This is a genomic window from Actinomyces sp. zg296 (assembly GCF_009829695.1).
In the GTDB taxonomy this organism is placed as follows: Bacteria; Actinomycetota; Actinomycetes; order Actinomycetales; family Actinomycetaceae; genus Actinomyces; species Actinomyces marmotae.
Genome location: NZ_VWPG01000004.1, coordinates 56,086 through 75,719, shown reverse-complemented (window position 1 = coordinate 75,719; position 19,634 = coordinate 56,086). Strand labels below are relative to the sequence as shown.

Here is a 19,634-nt window from a genome sequence, read left to right as displayed (position 1 = left end):
CCCACCTGGTGGCCCGGCTCAGCGGGCCGAAGCCGGCTTCGGGGTGGCGGTGGCGGAGCTGCCGTTGCACACATCCGGGTTGGCCTGGCAGAAGGCGGTGAGTTTCTTGGTGTTCTCATCCTGCTCTTGCTTCGTCTTGGCGAAGAGCGTCTCCCCAGTGTTGAGGTCAACGGTGACGAAGTAGAGCCAGCCGCCCTCCTCCGGACTGGCGACGGCCTTGAGAGCCGCCTCGCCGGGGCTGCCGATCGGGGTCGGGGGCAGGCCCGTGTTCCGGTAGGTGTTGTAGGGGTTGGAGGCGTCGGCGACCTCTTCCTTGGAGGGCACGCCGCCGGTGCGCCCGAGCCCGTAGAGGATGGTGGAGTCCATCTCAAGCCGGCCGCCGGTCTCGGCGTCGGTCTGCGTCAGGCGGTTCTCCACGACGCGGGCGACCTTCCTGAAGTTCTTCTGGCTTCCAGCCTCCCTCTCGACGATGGAGGCCTTGATGAGGGCGTCCTCGTACGCCGCGGGATCGAAGCCCAGCTTTTGGAGGCGAGCGGCCGTGGCGGTGACCATCCTGGCGAAGACCTGCGTGACGGTCTCACCCTCCTTGAGGTCGTACGTGCCCGGGGCGAGCCAGCCCTCGACGTTCCCCTTCGCAACCTCGGGCAGGCCGATGCCCTTGAGGTCCTTGTAGGCGGCGTCAACGTCTTCCGCGCTAACCCGCATGACGCTCATGACCTTCTCCTTGACCTGGTCCTTGGTGAATCCCTCGGGGATGGTCAGGGAGTGGTCGGCTCGGGAGGCCGGGTCGAGCAGGGCGGCCACGGCGGAGGCTCCGGACATCTTCTCCTTGAGCGTGTAGGTGCCGGGCTGGATGTTGGCAGACTCCGAGTTGGCCTTGAACGCGTCGATGAAGGCCTTCGGGGACGCGACGACGTCGTTCTTGTACAGCAGATCGGCGATGATCTGGCCCGAGGCGCCTTGGGGGATCTCCACGACCACCGAGCCCTCGCCCTCACCCGGGTAGTCCGTCGCGGCGGAGTTCTGCGCGTGAACTCCGTGCAGCACCCCGTATCCCCAGTAGGCGCCCGCGCCCGCGCCAGCCACGACAACGCTGAGGATAAGCGCGGTGAGCACACGACGGCGGAAGCGGCGCCTCTTGCGCGCCTTCTCGCGCCGGGCCTTGCCGCGCCTGGACGGTGGCTCGACAGCCAGCGGGTCATCGGAGGTGATGCCGATCTGCTCGAAGAGGTCGTCCTGGCTCATCGCGAATCTCTCCTGGTCGGGGTGACGGTCTCACCGATCGGCGAGCCCGTGGAACGCTCGGCCTCCAGGGCCTGGTTGAGGATGACCACGGCGGCCGCCTGGTCGACGACGCCCCGGAAATCCTTCTCATGGCGCCCACTGGCGTGGAGCGCCTGATGCGCCGACACCGTGGAGAGCCGCTCGTCGACGAGCCTGACCATCACAGGCGAGATGGCCCGCGCGAGAGCGCTCGCCCAGTCCCTCGCGTCACGCGTGGACGGGGTCCGCTTGCCCCCAAGGGAGACGGGCAAGCCCACAATAGCCTCAATGGCCCCGTGCTCGGCGACCAGTTCGGCCGCCTCATCAATGTCGCCGCCGTAACGATCCCGCTTGAGCGTGACCACCGGAATGGCCAGGATCGCCTCGGCGTCGCACCTGGCGACCCCGATCCTGGCCTTGCCGACGTCGAACGCCAGGCGGACTCCGCTGCGCATGGCTCCCCCTGGGCTCAGGCGCCCAGGGCCTGGGTGATGGCGGTCATCGCCTCGGGGATGGCGGCGACGTTCTGGCCACCGCCCTGGGCGAGGTCCGGCTTGCCGCCGCCTCCGCCACCGAGGGCCTTGGCGGCCGCCTTGACGAGGTCCCCCGCCCTGGCGCCGGCGTCACGGGCGGCGGCGTTGGTGGCCACGACGATGACGGGGCGCTCACCTGACACCCCGGCGGCCACGATCACCGTCGGCTCCGCCTCACCGAGGCGCTCGCGGGCGTCGAGGACGAGGGAGCGCAGGAGGTCGGCGTTGGACACCGCGCCGAGGTCGGCGGCGGCCAGGCGATAGGCGCCCACGCGCCGCGCACCGTTGATCACCTCGGCGGCCCGGGCCGCCATCGCGGCCTGCTCGGCGGCGGCCAGGCGCTTCTCGGCGTCCTTGAGGCGGCCCATGAGGGACTCGATGCGCTCGGGCAACTCCTCGGGACGCCCGCCGATCATGGTGGACAACTGAGAGACGAGGGCGTGCTCCTTGGCCTGGAATCCGTACGCGCCATCCCCCACGAGGGCGTCGATGCGCCGCACGCCCGAGCCGATGGAGGACTCGCCCAGGATGGCGATGCGCCCGATTCGCCCGGTGGTGGGCACATGGGTGCCGCCGCACAGTTCGCGGTCGAAGTTGTCGCCGATGGTGACGACACGGACCTCGGCGCCATACTTCTCACCGAACAAGGCGATAGCGCCGGAGGCCTTGGCGTCCTCAAGGCTCATGGTCTCGGTGCGGACCAGGAGGTCCTCGGCGAGCTTCTCGTTGACGAGGGCCTCGATGTCATTGACCTGCCCAGTGGTCAGCGCCGTGTTGTGGGAGAAGTCGAAGCGCAGCCGGGAGGGCGAGTTCTCCGACCCGGCCTGCTCGGAGTCCGGGGCGACGGTGCGGCGCAGCCCGGCGTACACCATGTGGGTGGAGGTGTGGGCCCGGGCGATGGCCAGCCGCCGCTCGGCGTCGATCTCGGCGTAGGCCCTCTCCCCCACGGCGATGGTGCCCTCGGTGAGGGTGCCCCGGTGAACGAACAGGCCGCGGATGGGGGCCTGGACGTCGCCGACCTCAACGATGCCGCCAGCGGCCAGGCGGATGACGCCGTGGTCGGCGAGCTGGCCGCCCATCTCGGCGTAGAAGGGGGTGCGGTCCAGGACCACCTCGACCTGCGCCGGGGCGGTGGCCACCACCTCGGGCCGGCCGTCGAGCAGGAGACCGGCGACGGTGGCCTCGGCGGAGGCCTCGGTGTAACCGAGGAACTCCGATCCCCCTCCCATGGAGCGCTCGATGTCCTGGAAGAGGCGGACGTCGATGTGCCCGGTCTTCTTGGCGCGGGCGTCGGCGCGGGCGCGCTCCTTCTGCTCATCCATGAGCGAGCGGAAGGCGGTCTCATCGACATCGACGCCCTGCTCGGCGGCCATTTCCAGGGTCAGGTCGATGGGGAAGCCGTAGGTGTCGTGCAACTCGAAGGCGTCCTGCCCGCTCACCAGGGGCCGCGCGCCGGCCGTGGACGCTCGCTCGCGGGCCCGCCCGACGGCGGTGTCCAGGATGGTGGTTCCGGAGGTGAGGGTGCGGCGGAAGGCTTCCTCCTCGCCGTAGGCGACCTCCGAGATGGTCCCCCAGCGCTCCTCGAGCTCGGGGTAGGACAGCCTCATGACGTCCTTGGAGGCCGTCAGGAGGGTGGGCAGGGAGGCCTCGTCGACGCCGAGCAGGCGCATGGAGCGCACGGCGCGGCGGATGAGCCGGCGCAGGACATAGCCACGGCCGTCGTTGCCGGGGCGCACGCCATCGCCGATGAGCATGAGGGCGCTGCGGACGTGGTCGGCCACAACACGCATGCGCACGTCGTCCAGGTAGGCCGCCCCGGCCTCCGGGCCGTCGGCTCCCCGGCCGTAAGCGCGCCCGCTCATCGCCTCAGCGGCGGCGATGACGGGGTAGACCTCGTCGATCTCGTACATGTTGGGCTTGTCCTGGAGGAGGAAGGCGATGCGCTCCAGCCCGGCGCCGGTGTCGATGGCGGTGGAGTCGAGCTCGCCGACGAGCTCGAAGTCATGGCCCTCGCCCTCCCCACGGACGAACTCGTCGAAGACGAGGTTCCAGATCTCCAGGAAGCGGTCGCCGGCGGTGTCCGCCTCGGGGCCGCCGTCGGGGCCGTAGGCCGGGCCGCGGTCGTAGTGGATCTCGCAGCAGGCGCCGGCGGGGCCGGGCTGGCCCGTGGACCAGGAGATCTCCGCGAAGGGGAGCTTCTGCACATGGAGGGGGTCAACGCCGATGGTCTTGGTGAGGTAATCCCAGGAGACCTCGTCCTTCTCCCAGATGGTCATCCACAGGCGGTCGCCGTCCAGGCCGTACCCCCCGGCGCTCGTAGGCGTGGTCAACAGCTCCCAGGCGTACTGGATCGCCCCCTCCTTGAAGTAGTCGCCGAAGGAGAAGTTGCCGTTCATCTGGAAGAACGTGCCGTGGCGAGTGGTTCGGCCGACGTTGTCGATGTCGTTGGTGCGGATGCACTTCTGCACGCTGGCGGCCCTGGGCCAGGGCGCCGGCTCGGTGCCCAGGATGTAGGGGATGAAGGGGACCATGCCCGCCACGGTGAACAGGATGGACGGGTCGGGCGAGATGAGGGGCACCGACGGCCGGATCTCGTGATCCTTGGAGGCGAAGAAGTCGAGCCAGCGGGAGCGGATCTCGGAGGTGCGCATAGGGGTCCTCGTGCTCGGGGGTGATCGGTGCCCCCGCGGGTAGGTGGAGCGGGGACGTGGTTGGTTCCGGCCTGACCGGCCCGGGCCCTTCGGCCGAGGGCGGTCGGAGGACCGGGTTGTGCCCAGGAGCGAGCCTACCCCTGGAACGCGGGGTGCCCCGCACCGGCAGTCCGGCGCGGGGCACCCCGCACTGGGCGGGCCAGCGGGCCCGATCGGCTCAGCGGGAGTAGTACTCGACGACCATCTGAACGTCGCAGGTCACCGGGACCTCGTCACGCTTGGGGCGGCGCACCAGGGTGGCGGAGAGCTTCTCGAGGTCCACCTTGAGGTACTCCGGGACAGTCGGGAGGACGTCACGGTGCACGCCGGCGGCGGCGGCCTGGAAGGGCACCATGACCTGGGAGCGGCTGCGGACCTGGATGGTCTGGCCGGGGCGCACGCGGTAGGAGGGCCGGTCCACGACCTTGCCGTCGACGACGATGTGGCGGTGCACGACGGCCTGGCGGGCCTGGGCGATCGTGCGGGCGATGCCGGCGCGCAGGACGAGGGCGTCCAGGCGCATCTCGAGCAACTCGACGAGCGACTCACCGGTCAGGCCCTTCTCGCGGCGTGCCTCCTCGAAGACGCGCTGGAGCTGGGCCTCGCGGATGCCGTACTGGGCGCGCAGGCGCTGCTTCTCCTTGAGGCGGACGGCATAGTCGGACTCGGTGCGGCGACGGGCGCGGCCGTGCTCGCCGGGGCCGTAGGGGCGCTTCTCGAAGTAGCGCACGGCCTTGGGGGTCAGCGGGATACCGAGGGCGCGCGAGAGGCGCACCTGGCGGCGGGAGCGGGAGGAGCTCATGCTCGTCTCTTCTTCCTGTCGGAGTGATCGCACGCCACGGGCGGGTGCTCGTGGCGCGGGGTCAGCCACGTGAGCGGGCCAGGACCCCAGGGGTTGCCGCGCACGGTACGCGCCCGCGCGACGGCGACCCAGGAACACTAGCGGTTGGCGCTCGCCGCGGCGAGCCATGACCGGCCCGTGTGACCGGTTCCTCAGGCCCCGCCGCGCTCCTGGCCCCCGGCGCGGTCCGCCTGCCGGCGCAGGCGCTCCTTGAACAGCATGGTGAGCATGACGCACACGAGGAAGATGTTGAACAGGACGGTTCCGGCCGTGGGGCTCAGGGCGGCGGCCGCCCGGGCGCCCAGGGGTGCGGACACGACGGCTGCCGCGCCGACGAGCAGGCCCACGCGCAGGTCCACCACGGAGTGACGCAGGTTCGACCAGGTGCCGACCATCGCGGTGGGGATCATGATGAGCAGGGAGGTTCCGCGGGCCAGGAGGTCGCCGACGCCGACGACGAGCTGCAAGCCGGGCACGATGACACCGCCGCCTCCTACGCCGACCAGGCCGGCCAGGATCCCCGCCACCAGCCCGACGGCGACCAGGCCGATGGCGCCCACCGGGTCGAGGACGAGCGCGGCCTCGCGCACGGGAGAGCGCAACTGCTGGGAGATGATGACGCTGAGGGTGAATCCGACGAAGACCCACGGCAGGACCGCGCGGGGCAGGCGCCGCAGCAGCCATGTCCCCAGTCGCGCCCCGGCCAGGGAACCCACGCTCACGATGGCGAAGGCCTCAAGGGAGACCTGGCCGCGCTGGGCGTAGGAGACAGTGCCGACGGCGGCGGTGACGACGATGGCGGCCAGTGAGGTGGCGGCCGCGCGACGCTGGTCCATGCGCAGGACACTCATGAGCGCGGGCACGATGACGAGGCCACCGCCGACGCCGAACAGGCCGGCGAGGAACCCGGACGCCAGGCCCGTGGCGAGCACGAGCAGCGCGACGCGCGCGGGCGGGCGGGCGCTCATCGGCCAGGCCCGTCGTCGCCGAGGATGCGGCTCACGGCCTCAAGGCGGGTCGCGATCTGCTTCTCGAAGCCGTTGCCCGTGGGCTCGTAGTAGCGCCTCCCGTCGAGATCGTCAGGCAGGTACTTCTGGGCGACGACGGCGTGCGGGAAGTCGTGGGGGTAGCGGTAGCCCTCGCCGTGCCCGAGCCCGGAGGCGCCCGCGTAGTGCGCGTCGCGCAAGTGGGCGGGCACGGCGCCGCCCTTGCCGGCGCGCACGTCCGCGATGGCGGAGTCGATGGCGGTGATGACCGCGTTGGACTTCGGCGCGGTGGCCACGGCGAGCGCCGCCTCGGCGAGGACGATGCGGGCCTCGGGCATCCCGATCATGGCGACCGCCTGCTGCGCCGCCACCGCGGTGGCCAGGACCCCGGGATCGGCCAGCCCGACGTCCTCCGCCGCGTGGATGACGATGCGCCGGGCGATGAAGCGCGGGTCCTCCCCCGCGGCGATCATGCGGGCCAGGTAGTGCAGGGCGGCGTCGGGATCCGATCCGCGCATGGACTTGATGAAGGCGCTGGTCACATCGTAGTGCTGGTCGCCGGCGCGGTCGTAGCGCACGGCGGCGATGTCGGCGGCGCGTTCGACGTCGGCCAGCCCCACCACCGGCGGCCCACCATCCTCGGGGGCGCCGGCGCCCGGCGGCCGGGCCGCGAGGACGGCGCCGGCGGCCGCCTCAAGCACGGTGAGCGACTTGCGCGCGTCCGATCCGGCCATGCGCACGATCTGCTCCCGCGCGTCGTCGTCGAGCGCCACCGCCCCCGCGAGCCCCCGCTCATCGGTGACCGCCCGGGACACCAGGGCGCGGATGTCGTGGGGCCCGAGCGGGTGGAGGGTCAGCAGCAGCGACCGGGACAGCAGCGGTGAGACCACGGAGAACGAGGGATTCTCGGTGGTGGCCGCCACGAGGGTCACCCATCGGTTCTCCACGCTGGGCAGCAGGGCGTCCTGCTGGGACTTGGAGAAGCGGTGGACCTCGTCGATGAAGAGCACCGTCTCCTCCCCCGAGGCCGCCAGGCGCCTCCTGGCATCGGCGACCACGGCGCGCACGTCCTTGACCCCGGCGGTGACCGCGGAGAGCTCGACGAAGCGCCGGCCAGAGCCGCGCGCCACGAGGTAGGCGAGCGTGGTCTTGCCCGTTCCCGGGGGGCCCCAGAGGATGACGCTCGACACGCCCGCGCCACCCGAGCCACCGGCCGGCTCGACGAGCCGGCGCAGCGGGGAGCCCGGACCGAGCAAGTGCCCCTGGCCCAGAACCTCGTTGAGATCGCGCGGCCTCATGCGCACGGCGAGCGGCGCGCGCGCGTCGGAGGGCAGGCCCGCCTCATCGGTGCCGGCAGCGTCGAACAGGTCCACGGGGTGACCCTATCCTCATCCGGGCCCCGCCCCCGGGCGCGCGAGGCGGTTCCATCGGTGGAACAATGCCGCCATGCTCTCCTGGCTCGCCCGCCGCATAGTCAAGGACGCCTGGTTCGTCGTCGCGACCTGGGCCGTCATCGCCTTCGTGCTGCTCACCCCCGCGCTCGGCGGTGCCGGCATCGATGGGCTCTTCAACCGCCTCGGACCCACCAAGACCTCCATCGACGGTTCCCAGAGCGCTCAGGGCCAGTCCATCTACTCCGCGCTCCAGGGCGACGGGGTGGCGGTCACCCTGCAGGTGAGGGGCCTCGACCTCGACACCCAGATCGACGCGGTCGCGGCCGCCCTGGCACCGGTCCACGCCGACCTCAACGACCTCGTCGGCGAGGTGAACGTGGCCGACCCGTTCGTCGTGCCGGACCCCCTGGGGAACAAGGGGGTCCAGGCCTTCATCGCCCAGGACCACAGTGGCTTCCTGATGTTCGTGACCGTCAACCCCAACGGCCGCGAGATCGCCTCCCCCGATGACACCGCCTACGCCCGCAAGCTCCAGCGCGATGTCCAGCGCGTCACGGACCGTCTGCGCCGCGTGCCCGACGACCTGCGCCAGATCGCGCCGGGGGTCAGCGGCATCGTCACCACGGACGCCCTCGTGTCGGAGGCGGTCAACGACCAGGCCGCGGCCGATCTCGCGCGCGGGGAGGCCCTCGCCCTACCCGCGGCGCTCATCCTCATGGTCCTGGTCTTCGGGGGCTTCCTCGTGGCGGGCATGCCGCTGCTCGGCGGGATCACCTCGATCGTCTCGAGCCTGGGCGTGCTCTGGCTCGCGAGCCTCATGGTGGATCTGGGAGGGCTGGAGGTCACGGTCATCACGATGATCGGCCTGGGCCTGTCGATCAACAACGCCCTGCTCATGACCGTCCGCTTCCGCGAGGAGCTCGGACTCGGGCGCGCCGATCCGCGGGCGACCGCGCCCCCCGCCGCCCGCAGCCGACGGCGCCGCACCGGGCGCCGCGACCCGCTCATCGCCGAGGCCATGGAGCGCACGATGCTCACGGCCGGGCGAACGGTGCTCGTGACCACCGCAGCGGTGGCGCTGCCGCTGGCGGCGCTGGTGTCCGTGGGCGCCCCCTCACTGCGGGTGACGGCGATCGCGGGGGCGGTCGTCGTGGCGCTGGCCGCACTGTCGGCGATCACGCTCGTCCCCGCCGCGCTCGTCCTGCTCCACGGATTCATGTCCAGGCCCCCATTGCTCAGCCGGGTGCCGGTGCTGCGCGCCCTCGCCCACCCGGTCGACGGCTCCTCCCGCGACGACGGCGCCTTCGCGGCGCTCGCGCGCGGGGCGCAGGCCCGCCCCTGGCCGGTCCTTGCAGCCTGTGCGGCCCTCCTGGCACTGCTGGCGTGGCCGCTGGCGCACCTGCACCCACTGGTCTCCGATCGCGAGCTCCTCCCCCCTAATGCCGACCAGCGGGTGTACCAGCGCGTCCTGGAGGAGCAGTACCCCAACCTCGCCGCCACCGATGCCGTGCTCATCATGCAGGCCACCGGGGATTCCGCGAAGTCGTTCATCGACGAGCAGGTGGCCCACGCGCCCGGGGTGTCCAGCGTGACGCAGACCAAGGCGGGCCAGTACACGGTGGCCTACCTCAGTTTGGAGGGCTCGGCATCATCGCTTTCCGCCGAGAGGGCCGTCGCGGCGGTCCGCGCGCTCAACCCGCCGGCGGACACATGGGTGACCGGCAAGGCGGCGACGCAGGTGGACTTCCGCTCCGCCCTCGTGGGCGCGCTGCCGATCATGATCGTCATCGGCATGGGCGCGGCCATGCTCCTCATGCTCCTCATGACGGGATCACTCATCATCCCGCTGCTGGCGCTCCTGACCACGGCCCTGTCCCTGGCGGCCTCCCTGGGCGCGACGACCCTCCTGATCCAGGACGGCCACCTGGCGGGCGCCCTGGGCGTGACGCCGATCGGCGGCGTGGAGGGCTACGCCGTCGCCACGGCGCTCGCCCTGGGGGCCGGGCTCGCCATGAGCCGGGAGCTCATCATCCTGACGCGCATGAGGGACCGCAGGGCGCGCGGTGAGCGGGGCGACGCCGTGGTCGCGGCCGGCCTGCAGGGCACCGGGAGGATCCTCTCAGTGGCCGGAGCGGTCCTCCTGGTGGTCCTCGTCAGCTTCACCACCGGCAGGCTCATCGCGATCAAGGAGGTGAGCCTCATCCTGGCACTCATGGTCGTCATCGACGCGGTGATCGTGCGCCTCCTCCTGTTCCCCGCGGCGATGAGCCTGCTGGGCCCGCGCGCCTGGTGGGCTCCGCCCTCCCTGCGGCGCTGGGCGGACGTCAGGGCGGGCGGCGGCTCATGGGCGCCGGAGCAGAGCGCTGACGCCCACGAGACCGAGGGCGCCGGGGCGATTGAGGATGCTCGGGAGCCCGGCGCCGGCGATGAGTCAGGGGCCGCCGAGTCAGGGGCGGCTAAGACAGGGGTCGCCGAGTAGGACGACGGCGCGGGGCGATTCGGCGCCCGCGTCAGATGAGGCCGGGGTCTCCCGAGCCCTGGCGCACGACCTCGGGGACATCCGACGTGAGGTCCACGACCGTCGTCGGCTCGACCGAGGCGACCTCGCCCTCGATGACGACGTCGATGAGGTGCCCGAGGCCCTCCTCGACCTCCCAGCCGTGCGACTCAGGAACGGTCCTGCCCGGCCGGATGAGGGTGGAGGAGAGGATCGGCGCGCCGAACTCGGCGACGAGGGCCTGGGCCACGGGGTGGTCGGGGATGCGCACGCCCAAGGTGTGCTTCTTGGCGTGGAGGGTCATCCGGGGCACCTCCTTGGTGCCCTTGAGGATGAAGGTCCAGGGGCCGGGGGTGAGCCGCTTGATAAGGCGGAACGCGTTGTTGCCGACGATCGCCAACGGGCCGACCTGGGCGAAGTCGGCGCACACGAAGGTGAAGTTGTGCTTGTCATCGAGCTGGCGGATGGCGCGGATCCGGTCCAGGCCCTCCTTGTTGCCGGGCGCGCAGGCCAGGGCGTAGCCGGAGTCGGTCGGATAGGCGACGAGGGCGCCGGAGCGGAGCCGCTCAACGACCTTCGTGATGAGACGGGCCTGGGGGTTGACCGGGTGCAACTCGATGTAGCGCGACATGTGACCATTGTGCTCCTCCCCCATCCGATCCGGGGCGGATCCGGGCGGGAGGAGCCGACGAAGCATCGCATGAATCGAATTGCATATACGCGCGGGTTGATATAAAATTCCTCGTATGCGGCAGGTTGTGGTGCTTGAGGAGGACTCAGCGGTCATCCGTCTGTTCAAGGCGCTGGCGAATCCCGTTCGGGCCACGATCATCCATCGCCTGACCCAGGGCAGCGCAGATGTCACCGAGCTCGTCGAGCTCACCGGCGTCTCCCAGCCCCTCGTCTCCCACCACCTGCGAGTCCTTCGCGAGGCGCATCTCGTCGAGGCGCGGCGCGACGGCAGGCGGCAGAGCTACTCGATCATCGATGAGCACGTCGCCCACATCGTTCTCGACGCCATCAAGCACACCAAGGAGCATGACCATGACTGCCACCATTGAGCACCGTCCCGCTGAGGCCCACAACCACACCCACGGCCCCGACTGCGGCCACCTCGCCGTCATCCACGGGGACCACGTCGACTACATCCACGACGGCCACGCCCACCGCGAGGACGGCGGCCACTACGACGAGTGCGCCGCGTGCCAGTGCGAGCACTGCTCGGATGCCTGCGCCGTGTGCGAGTGCGCGGACTGCGCCTGCCCCACCTGCAACCACAACACCTGCCAGTGCGAGCACTGCTCGGACTCCTGCTCCTCGTGCGCCTGCGCTGACTGCGCCTGCCCCACCTGCGCCCACGCGGCCTGAGGACGGCTCCTCGCCCACCGCATGTCAAACCGCGGCGGGCGGCGCGGATTCGCGCCGCCCGCCGCGGTTCTCCGCGTGGGGATCCTCCTCAGGTCAGTCCTTGTCGCCGGGGACGGCGTCGACACCGGCCTCCTTGCGCTGCTCTGCGGTGATCGGCGCGGGGGCCTCGGTCAGGGGGTCGTAGCCGCCCCCGGACTTGGGGAAGGCGATGACATCGCGGATCGACTCGGCCTTGGTGAGCAGGGAGACGATGCGGTCCCAGCCGAAGGCGATACCGCCGTGCGGCGGGGCGCCGAACTTGAACGCGTCGAGCAGGAAGCCGAACTTCTCGTGGGCCTCCGCCTCCCCGATGCCCATGACCTTGAAGACCCGCTCCTGGACGTCGGGGCGGTGGATGCGGATGGACCCGCCGCCGATCTCGTTGCCGTTGCACACGATGTCATAGGCGTAGGCCAGGGCGTTGCCCGGGTCGGTGTCGAAGGTGTCGAGGCACTCAGGCTTGGGCGAGGTGAAGGCGTGGTGGACGGCGGTCCAGGCCGAGGCGCCCAGCGCGACATCACCCTCGGCGCGGGCCTCCGCGCTCGGCTTGAACAGCGGGGCGTCGACAACCCACACGAAGGACCAGGCGTCGGGATCGATGAGCCCGCAGCGCTTGCCGATCTCGACGCGGGCGGCGCCCAGGAGCGCGCGCGAGGAGTCGACGGGGCCGGCGGCGAAGAAGATGCAGTCACCGGGGGCCGCGCCGGCGGCCCGGGCGAGGCCGGCGCGCTCGGCGTCGGTGATGTTCTTGGCGACGGGCCCGCCGAGCTCGCCGTCATCGCCCACGGTGACGTAGGCCAGGCCCTTGGCGCCGCGCTGCTTGGCCCAGTCCTGCCAGGCGTCGAAGGTGCGGCGCGACTGGGAGGCGCCCCCGGGCATGACGACGGCGCCCACGTAGGGGTTCTGGAACACGCGGAAGGTGGTGTCCTTGAAGTAGTCGGTGAGCTCGACGAGTTCAAGGCCGAAGCGGAGGTCGGGCTTGTCGGTGCCGTAACGCTCCATGGCATCGGCGTAGGTCATGTGCGGGATGGGGGTGGCCAGTTCGTGGCCGATGAGGGCCCACACCTCCTTGAGCACGTCCTCCGCGACCTCCATGACATCGCCCTGCTCGACGAAGGACATCTCAATGTCGAGCTGGGTGAACTCGGGCTGGCGGTCCGCCCGGAAGTCCTCGTCGCGGTAGCAGCGGGCGATCTGGTAGTAGCGCTCCATGCCGGCCACCATGAGCAGCTGCTTGAACAACTGGGGGGACTGCGGCAGGGCGTACCAGGAGCCGGGGGCCAGGCGGGCGGGCACCAGGAAGTCGCGGGCGCCCTCGGGCGTGGAGCGGGTGAGCGTGGGGGTCTCGATCTCGACGAAGTCATGGCGGGCCAGGACTGCGCGCGCGGCCTGGGACACCTTCGAGCGCAGGCGGATGGCGCGCTGCATGGGCGTGCGGCGCAGGTCGAGGTAACGGTGCTTCAGGCGCGCCTCCTCACCGACCTGCCCGGCGTCCTCGGCGTGGTCGGAGACCTGGAAGGGCAGGGGGGCTGCGGCGTTGAGGACCTCGACGTCGGTGACGACGACCTCGATCTCACCGGTGGGGAGGTTGGGGTTGGCATTGCCCTCGGGGCGGGCGCTCACCTCGCCTGTGACAGCCAGGACGTACTCGGCGCGCAGGTCGTGGGCGATGTCCTCGCGGATGACGACCTGGGCGATGCCCGAGGCATCGCGCAGGTCGATGAAGGCGACGCCCCCATGGTCCCGGCGGCGGTCCACCCATCCGGCGAGGGTGACCGTGGTGCCGATGTCGGAGGCGCGCAGTGAGCCCGCGGTGTGGGTTCGCAGCATGGAGCTGGGTTCCTTCCCATTCGGGGCACTGAGACCGGTGCCCGTCGGGGCGCACCGCGAGACGGGCGGGCGCCGGGGGCAAGCCTACCCAGCCGGCGGGGCGTCAGTACTCAGGGATGGCGGAGTCGTTGCGACGGCGCTGCCTGGCCAGGATCCAGCGGTTGGTCCCCACGGTGGCGGCGAGGATGACCAGGAGGACGGACAGGCCCAGGACGCAGGCCCCCACCACGGGGAAGGAATCCTCCTTGACCTCGACCGGCGAGGTGTCGCCGGGGTCGCTGCTCGGCTCGGCGATGGCTGGCGCGGTCGTCCCGGGGGCCCCGGTGGGGCTGCTCGTGGCCCCGGGGCTGTGGGACTCTCCTGGTGAGGCGGACGCCGCCGGCGCGGTGGGGGCCTCACCGCCGATCACGGTGACGGCGCCGACCGTGAAGTACGGGCTCTTGTTGGTGTAGTCCGCGGTGCGGACCGTGGAGGTCGGCACGTCCGGGCCGCCGATGACGCGGAACCGCAGCCAGTGGGTGCCCGGCGGGACGTAGGCGGGGAGCTCGAAGGCGCCGGAGTACGTGCCGTCTGGCTGGACGGTGAACTGGGCGACCGCGCCTCCCGACGGCGAGCCGGTGCTCGCGGCGGGGCTCTGCTCGGGCCCGACGGCGCCGTCGTCGATGAGTATCTGCACGATGGCCCCGGGTGGGAATCCGGAGAGGGTGTAACTCAGCGAACCGCCCGAGGCGATCGTCGAGGGGCTGACGGTCGATGCCGTGCCTGTGGTTGATTCTCCGCCGATGAAGTCCGCGGCAGCCGCCGGAGGGGCGGTGGTGGCGCCCACGGCCGCGGCCGCGCCCAGGGAGAGCATCACCGCCAGTGCGACGGCGCTCCCCAGGCGAGGCCTTCCCATTCGCCCTGTGCTCACTGGACTGGGCGCCTCGCGCGCGGACGGGCCAGGAACATGTAGGCGGCCGCGCCCGCGGTGAGGATCCCGGCGGCGCTGATGAGCATCCAGTCGTCACCGCCGAGGACGGCCTCCTTGACCGGGGCTCCGTTCGCCTTGTCCATGAGATCGGTGTTGACCGTGTCCGTGCGGGCGATCTCCAACTGGACCCATCCCAGGAGCTGGGAATCGCGGCCCGCGATCGCAAGCTTGTGGGATCCGGCGTCGATGTTGGAGATGTCAACCTTGACGGAGTTGGAGTGGTCGACCTGGACCCACCCGGCGCTCTTGCCACCCGGGTAGAGGAAGACCGCGACCCAGTCGCCCTCCTTCGCCTTGTCCTTCGGCAGAACGAGGCTGACGCGGTCGCCCTGGCGCCCGCCGGACAGGGAGCCGGCGTTGTCGGCGGTCAACTGGCTGCCGTCGGCCACGGGGCTGCGGGGCGGGTCCGAGGGCTTGGGCTCAGTGGGCTGAGCGGACGGGCTCGCGCTCGGCGAGGCCTCGGGCTGCGCGGGGGCGGGCTCCTGCCCGGGCGCGGCGGGCAGGGTGGCGGTGATGGTGGGCGGCGCCACGGGGGCCGCAGGCTCGGCCGCGGGCCCCTCCGGGCGGGCGCCCGGGACGGCAGGCGCCTCGGGCACGGGCTCCGGGGCGGGCGCCTCGGGAGCCGGGGCCTCCGGCGCCGGGGGCACGGGCTGCATGGTCGGGGCCGTGGTCGGCTCCGCCGTGGGCGCGGGCTTGGGATCAGCGGTCGGAGCCGGAGCCGTGGGGTCGGCGGTCGGCGCCGGGGGCGCGGGCTTGGGGTCGGCGGTCGGCGCCGGGGCCGTGGGGTCAGTGGTTGGCGCCGGGGGCGCGGGCTGCGTGGTCGGGGCCGTGGTCGGCTCCGCCGTGGGCGCGGGCTTGGGATCGGCGGTCGGCGCCGGGGCGGTGGGCCCGCTCGTGGGAGCGGGAGTGCTCGGCCGCGCGGTGGGCGCGTTGGTCGGCCGGGGAGCGGGCGCGCCCCCCGGGACGAAGGAGAACAGCCTCGACTCGGCCACGCCACCATCGGGCGAGGAGACCCGCAGGCGGAACCACCCGTTGTCCACAAGATCCTTCGTGGTCAGGTGGAAGAGGGACTCAGCGTCGATCATGGTGGAGAACGCGCCGTTCTCCATCTTGACCGGAATCGTGGCCTTGCGGTCGATCGCGCCCCCGCCACCGCGCAGGGCCACCGTCATGTTGACGGTGCCGTTGAGGGCATTGCCCTTCGCGTCGGCCCAGTTCGAGCCCTTGAAGGCAAGCGCCGTCGTGCCGAAAGAGCCCCCATCGCCCAGACTGAGCCTGGGCTTCCCGGTGATCGCCCGAGGCGACGCCGCGGCGCTCGCGCTGGGAGAGGCGGACGGAACGCCGGAAGGCGACGCCTCAGGGGCCCCGTTAGCCGTGGCGGACGGGGAGGCTGACGGCGACGCGGAGGGTGACGCGCTCGGCGCGGCCGACGGGGAGGCGGTCGGCTCAGCGGACGCGGATGGCGACGGCGAGGCGGTGCCGCTCAGCGAGGGCGCCGCGCTGGATGTGGCGGAAGGAGCCGGAGGCGCGGGCGTCGGGGACTCGCCCGGGGCCGGCGTCGTGGCCTCGGGAGCGGGCGTCCTACGAGGGAACCCCTCAAGCCGCGGGGCCGGGCTCGGCGCCGCCGTCGCACGGCGAAGGTTGTTGACCCGCGGTCCGCCCATGGGGGCCGGAGCCGGATCCACGGCATCGGAATCGGCCGCGGCCCTCAGGGGCTCCGCAACGCCGGCAGGGGCATCGGCGAGTGCCTCGACAGCATCCCCGGAACGACCGACGATCTGGTCGATGGGGCGGTTGACCCGGGGGGTGGAAGCCTTAGCGCCGTCCACGGCGGCAGGGGCCGCCCCGGGGGCCTGAGCAGCCTTCGGGCCGAGCTCATCGGCTCCGGCGGTGGGGCTCACGGCGATAGAGCCGAGGCCGAGGCCCGCGGTGAGGACGATGCCCAGCGCCGCGGGTAGGACCATCGCGGCGCGGGTGGGCTCGAGGCCCGGACGGCACAGGGATCGGGACATCTCGGCGGGTGCGCTTCCTGTCTCAGGCGGGCCCGCCGTCTCCGACGGGCCCGGGAACGTCAAGACCGCTCGGGGCTGCGGTCATGTGGGTACATCCTTATATTACCGTCCGAGCTGCGCCATTGACGTGATTCCGCGGCAGATCAACTTCCGAGCGAAGGCCGATCGTCAGCGAGTCGTCGTCGACCAGGCGATTCTCTCACCGAGAGCTTGGCACATACCCGCAGGTGAGGAATGATGCAACTCGACTCCAGGCGCACCCCTGAGACCTATATCACTTGTGACCTGTTGCAGCGAGTCCCGGTCCCCCTCCCGCCCTCATCTACGCTGAGCCCAGGAGTGATCCGCGTCCTGAGAACCCCGTTCGGGACTCCCGCACCCTTCCCCAAGCCCCCCGGGCATTCCCCGGGCCCTGCCGCCCCGCGGCGGCCGGCAGCGCATGGGAAGCGGCGCGGACGAGTGAGCCCGTGAGTCTGTGCGTCAAGCCCCTCAGCGCGCCCGCGCCTTCGCGCGGCGGGCGCCGGTGGGCGAGTGTGGTGGGCCAGGTGCGGCAAGAGAGGAGGCCGACCGGCGCTCCCCCACACTCCGCGAAGGCCTCACGGCCAGAACCTGGGAAGAACTCAATGACCACTCAGAACCCGTCCGCCTCCGACGAGCACGGGCCCCTCAGCCTCGACGACCTCTTCAGCGCCTCCGAGGAGGGGGTCGCCTCACCCGCCGCGGCGCGCGCCCGTGCTCACGGCACGACCATCTCAGCACTGTCCGCCAGCTCGTCCGCATCAGCGCCCTCCTTCGACACCCCGGCCTCCTCCGACACGCCCGAGGACCCCGAGGATGTCGAGCACGAGGATGAGGAGGACGACGTCGACCGCGCCCTGCCCGAGGCCGACCCCGAGGACGACGCGCCCGACGAGGCCGAGCACGCTGACGACGGCGCCGACATCGACGAGGAGGAGGTCGACGGCCACGCGCCCTTCGATCCCACCGACGACGATGACGAGGACGAGGACTCCGCCCGCGACGATGGCGGCGCGCCGGCCGAGGCCACCTTCTCCGACCTCGGCCTGCCCGCCGACCTGCTCAAGGCCGTCACCGACATGGGCTTCACCACCCCCACCCCCATCCAGCGCGAGGCCATCCCCGTGCTGCTCGGTGGGCGCGACGTCGTCGGCGTCGCCCAGACCGGGACCGGCAAGACCGCCGCCTTCGGCCTGCCCCTGCTCGACGCCGTCGACTCGCGCAACGGCACGGTCCAGGCGCTCGTCCTGGCCCCCACCCGCGAGCTGGCCATCCAGAGCGCCGACGCCATCACCGACATGGCCCAGCGCTCGCGCGGCCTCGACGTCGTCGCCGTCTACGGCGGCGCCCCCTACGGCCCCCAGATCGGCGCTCTCAAGTCCGGCGCGCAGGTCGTCGTCGGCACGCCGGGCCGCATCATCGACCTCATCGAGAAGGGCGCGCTCGTCCTGGACGCGGTGAAGTACTTCGTCCTCGACGAGGCCGACGAGATGCTGCGCATGGGCTTCGCCGAGGACGTGGAGACCATCGCCGCCTCCCTGCCCTCCGGGCGCCGCACCGCGCTGTTCTCCGCCACCATGCCGCCCGCCATCGAGCGGGTGGCCGCCGAGCACCTCGTCGACCCCGCGCGCATCGAGGTCTCCCGCCAGTCCTCCACCGTCGACACGGTTCACCAGACCTACGCGGTGGTCCCCTTCCGCCACAAGATCGGCGCGGTGTCCCGCGTCCTCGCGGTCACCGAGGCGGAGGCCGCCATCGTCTTCGTGCGCACCAAGTCCACCGCCGAGGATGTCGCCATCGAACTGGCCGGGCGGGGCATCCAGGCCGCCGCGATCTCCGGTGACGTCCCCCAGCGCGAGCGCGAGCGGCTCGTCGAGCGACTGCGCGCCGGCGCCCTGGACGTCCTCGTCGCCACTGACGTCGCGGCCCGCGGGCTGGACGTGGACCGCATCGGGCTCGTCGTCAACTTCGATGTGCCCCGCGAGGCCGAGGCCTACGTCCACCGCATCGGGCGCACCGGCCGCGCCGGCCGCCACGGCGAGGCCGTCACCTTCCTGACCCCCAAGGAGAAGAGCAAGCTCCGCCAGATCGAGCGCCTGACCGGCACACGCCTGGAGGAGATCACCCTGCCCTCCCCCGCCGACGTCTCCGCGCACCGCGCCCGCAAGCTCCTGGCCAAGGCCGCCGCCCGCCACGAGCGCGGCCGCCTGGGCATGTACGCCCCGCTCATCGCCGACACCACCACCGAGCTGGACATCGACGCCGAGGGGCTCGCCGCCATCCTGCTCGCCCTCGCGGTGGGCGACGAGGGACCGCAGCGCCGCCACGACGACGACCGCCCGCGCCGGGGCCGTGAGCGGCGCGAGGTGAGCGTCGACGACGAGGGCGCCTTCGTCTCGGCCAGTTTCGAGGGGGGCCGCGAGAACCGGCGTCGCGAGCGCCCCGAGGGCAGGCAGGGCGTCGCGCGCGGCGGGCGCCGCGAGCACGAGGGCCCCGGCACCGTCTACCGGATCGAGGTCGGCCATCGCGACCGGGTCATGCCCGGCGCGATCGTGGGCGCCCTGGCCAACGAGGGCGGGATTGAGGGCTCGGACATCGGCAAGATCGACATCCTCCAGTCCTTCTCCCTCGTCACCATCTACGCCGACCTGAGCCCCGAGCAGCTCTCCGTCATGGGCCGCGCGACCTTCGCCGGCCGTGAGTTGCGCATCCGCCCCGATGAGGGCCCGGGCCACGGCTGGTCCAGCCCCAATGACCGCGGCCGACGCGGGGAGCGGGACGATCACGGCTTCCGCGGCGGTCGGGGCGAGCGCGGCGGGCACCGCTGGGAGGACCGCGGCGAGCGCGGCGATCGCGGCTTCCGCGGCCGCTACGACGACCGCCGCGGCGGGCACGACGACCGCCGCGGCGGGTACCGGGACGATCGTGGCGGCCGTCGTTGGGAGGACCGTGGCGCCCGTCGTTGGGAGGACCGCGGCGGCCGTGACTCGGGCTTCCGGGACGACCGCGGCTACCGCTCCGGGCGCGACGACCGCGGGGGCAACCGCTTCGGGGGCAACCGCGGCGGCGGCTACCGTGGGAACCGCGACAACCGGGGGCCCTGGGGCTCGCGGCGCGATGACTCCTGAGCGCCCGCGCTCGGGGAGACGCCCGCGCTCAGGGCGATAAGGCGTGATCGCCCCCGGCCGGAGCA

14 protein-coding genes are annotated in these 19,634 nt (G+C 72.1%); 4 read left to right on the top strand and 10 right to left on the bottom strand.

Annotated features, from left to right (window positions below; translation table 11 throughout):
* Positions 1–18 precede the first annotated feature (18 nt).
* From mltG to GVV76_RS04240, 6 genes are all read right to left on the bottom strand, one after another.
* The gene (gene mltG / locus GVV76_RS04265) at positions 19–1,245 is read right to left on the bottom strand and encodes an endolytic transglycosylase MltG (RefSeq protein ID WP_159625239.1); all 1,227 of its coding nucleotides are present in this window, start codon (positions 1,243–1,245) and stop codon (positions 19–21) included.
* Positions 1,242–1,718, bottom strand: coding sequence for a Holliday junction resolvase RuvX (gene ruvX / locus GVV76_RS04260; RefSeq protein ID WP_159523832.1), 477 nt, complete (start codon positions 1,716–1,718; stop codon positions 1,242–1,244). Before ruvX ends, mltG begins: the two co-directional genes overlap by 4 nt.
* 14 nt (positions 1,719–1,732) lie before the next feature.
* On the bottom strand, positions 1,733–4,447 hold the full coding sequence (gene alaS, locus GVV76_RS04255; RefSeq protein WP_159625237.1) for an alanine--tRNA ligase: 2,715 nt from the start codon (positions 4,445–4,447) through the stop codon (positions 1,733–1,735).
* Positions 4,448–4,664: 217 nt separating this feature from the next.
* Positions 4,665–5,288 carry a 30S ribosomal protein S4 gene (rpsD, locus tag GVV76_RS04250; RefSeq protein WP_159523836.1) on the bottom strand — a complete coding sequence of 208 codons (624 nt, stop codon included), beginning with the start codon at positions 5,286–5,288 and terminating at the stop codon, positions 4,665–4,667.
* A gap of 191 nt (positions 5,289–5,479) precedes the next feature.
* Positions 5,480–6,295 (bottom strand): sulfite exporter TauE/SafE family protein, encoded by an 816-nt coding sequence (locus GVV76_RS04245; protein ID WP_159625235.1) that lies wholly within the window; start codon positions 6,293–6,295, stop codon positions 5,480–5,482.
* On the bottom strand, positions 6,292–7,686 hold the full coding sequence (locus GVV76_RS04240; RefSeq protein ID WP_159625233.1) for a replication-associated recombination protein A: 1,395 nt from the start codon (positions 7,684–7,686) through the stop codon (positions 6,292–6,294). The genes GVV76_RS04245 and GVV76_RS04240 overlap by 4 nt, the downstream gene beginning before the upstream one ends.
* A 73-nt stretch (positions 7,687–7,759) precedes the next feature.
* On the opposite strand from GVV76_RS04240, the gene GVV76_RS04235 reads away from it, so the two are divergent.
* On the top strand, positions 7,760–10,186 hold the full coding sequence (locus GVV76_RS04235) for an MMPL family transporter (RefSeq protein WP_159625231.1): 2,427 nt from the start codon (positions 7,760–7,762) through the stop codon (positions 10,184–10,186).
* Positions 10,187–10,217: 31 nt separating this feature from the next.
* On the opposite strand, the gene GVV76_RS04230 is transcribed toward GVV76_RS04235, so the two are convergent.
* Positions 10,218–10,835: an L-threonylcarbamoyladenylate synthase gene (locus GVV76_RS04230; RefSeq protein WP_159523844.1), complete on the bottom strand. Its 618-nt coding sequence runs from the start codon at positions 10,833–10,835 to the stop codon at positions 10,218–10,220.
* Positions 10,836–10,950: 115 nt separating this feature from the next.
* Between GVV76_RS04230 and GVV76_RS04225 the strand changes: the two genes are divergently transcribed.
* Together GVV76_RS04225 and GVV76_RS04220 are read left to right on the top strand one after the other, a co-directional pair.
* Positions 10,951–11,265: an ArsR/SmtB family transcription factor gene (locus GVV76_RS04225; RefSeq protein ID WP_159625229.1), complete on the top strand. Its 315-nt coding sequence runs from the start codon at positions 10,951–10,953 to the stop codon at positions 11,263–11,265.
* A complete protein-coding gene (locus tag GVV76_RS04220; RefSeq protein WP_159523848.1) occupies positions 11,249–11,572 on the top strand; it encodes a hypothetical protein in 324 nt (107 codons plus the stop codon). The genes GVV76_RS04225 and GVV76_RS04220 overlap by 17 nt, the downstream gene beginning before the upstream one ends.
* 93 nt (positions 11,573–11,665) lie before the next feature.
* On the opposite strand, the gene aspS is transcribed toward GVV76_RS04220, so the two are convergent.
* From aspS to GVV76_RS10380, 3 genes are all read right to left on the bottom strand, one after another.
* A complete protein-coding gene (gene aspS / locus GVV76_RS04215) occupies positions 11,666–13,441 on the bottom strand; it encodes an aspartate--tRNA ligase (protein ID WP_159625227.1) in 1,776 nt (591 codons plus the stop codon).
* Positions 13,442–13,544: 103 nt separating this feature from the next.
* Positions 13,545–14,336, bottom strand: a complete 792-nt coding sequence (locus GVV76_RS04210) for a DNA-directed RNA polymerase II (protein WP_201292194.1) — start codon at positions 14,334–14,336, stop codon at positions 13,545–13,547.
* Between the two features lie 11 nt (positions 14,337–14,347).
* Complete coding sequence (locus GVV76_RS10380) at positions 14,348–16,423, bottom strand: hypothetical protein (RefSeq protein ID WP_236263232.1); 2,076 nt, start codon at positions 16,421–16,423, stop codon at positions 14,348–14,350.
* Between the two features lie 623 nt (positions 16,424–17,046).
* Here GVV76_RS10380 and GVV76_RS04200 point away from each other — a divergent pair.
* A complete protein-coding gene (locus GVV76_RS04200) occupies positions 17,047–19,569 on the top strand; it encodes a DEAD/DEAH box helicase (RefSeq protein WP_159625225.1) in 2,523 nt (840 codons plus the stop codon).
* Positions 19,570–19,634: the final 65 nt, after the last annotated feature.

Excerpts from the sequence above, each read along its gene's own strand:
- mltG (WP_159625239.1), bottom strand. The coding sequence starts at position 1,245 with ATGAGCCAGGACGACCTCTTCGAGCAGATCGGCATCACCTCCGATGAC.
- ruvX (WP_159523832.1), bottom strand. The coding sequence starts at position 1,718 with ATGCGCAGCGGAGTCCGCCTGGCGTTCGACGTCGGCAAGGCCAGGATC.
- alaS (WP_159625237.1), bottom strand. The coding sequence starts at position 4,447 with ATGCGCACCTCCGAGATCCGCTCCCGCTGGCTCGACTTCTTCGCCTCC.
- rpsD (WP_159523836.1), bottom strand. The coding sequence starts at position 5,288 with ATGAGCTCCTCCCGCTCCCGCCGCCAGGTGCGCCTCTCGCGCGCCCTC.
- GVV76_RS04245 (WP_159625235.1), bottom strand. The coding sequence starts at position 6,295 with ATGAGCGCCCGCCCGCCCGCGCGCGTCGCGCTGCTCGTGCTCGCCACG.
- GVV76_RS04235 (WP_159625231.1), top strand. The coding sequence starts at position 7,760 with ATGCTCTCCTGGCTCGCCCGCCGCATAGTCAAGGACGCCTGGTTCGTC.
- GVV76_RS04230 (WP_159523844.1), bottom strand. The coding sequence starts at position 10,835 with ATGTCGCGCTACATCGAGTTGCACCCGGTCAACCCCCAGGCCCGTCTC.
- GVV76_RS04225 (WP_159625229.1), top strand. The coding sequence starts at position 10,951 with ATGCGGCAGGTTGTGGTGCTTGAGGAGGACTCAGCGGTCATCCGTCTG.
- GVV76_RS04220 (WP_159523848.1), top strand. The coding sequence starts at position 11,249 with ATGACTGCCACCATTGAGCACCGTCCCGCTGAGGCCCACAACCACACC.
- aspS (WP_159625227.1), bottom strand. The coding sequence starts at position 13,441 with ATGCTGCGAACCCACACCGCGGGCTCACTGCGCGCCTCCGACATCGGC.
- GVV76_RS04210 (WP_201292194.1), bottom strand. The coding sequence starts at position 14,336 with ATGGGAAGGCCTCGCCTGGGGAGCGCCGTCGCACTGGCGGTGATGCTC.
- GVV76_RS10380 (WP_236263232.1), bottom strand. The coding sequence starts at position 16,423 with ATGTCCCGATCCCTGTGCCGTCCGGGCCTCGAGCCCACCCGCGCCGCG.
- GVV76_RS04200 (WP_159625225.1), top strand. The coding sequence starts at position 17,047 with ATGACCACTCAGAACCCGTCCGCCTCCGACGAGCACGGGCCCCTCAGC.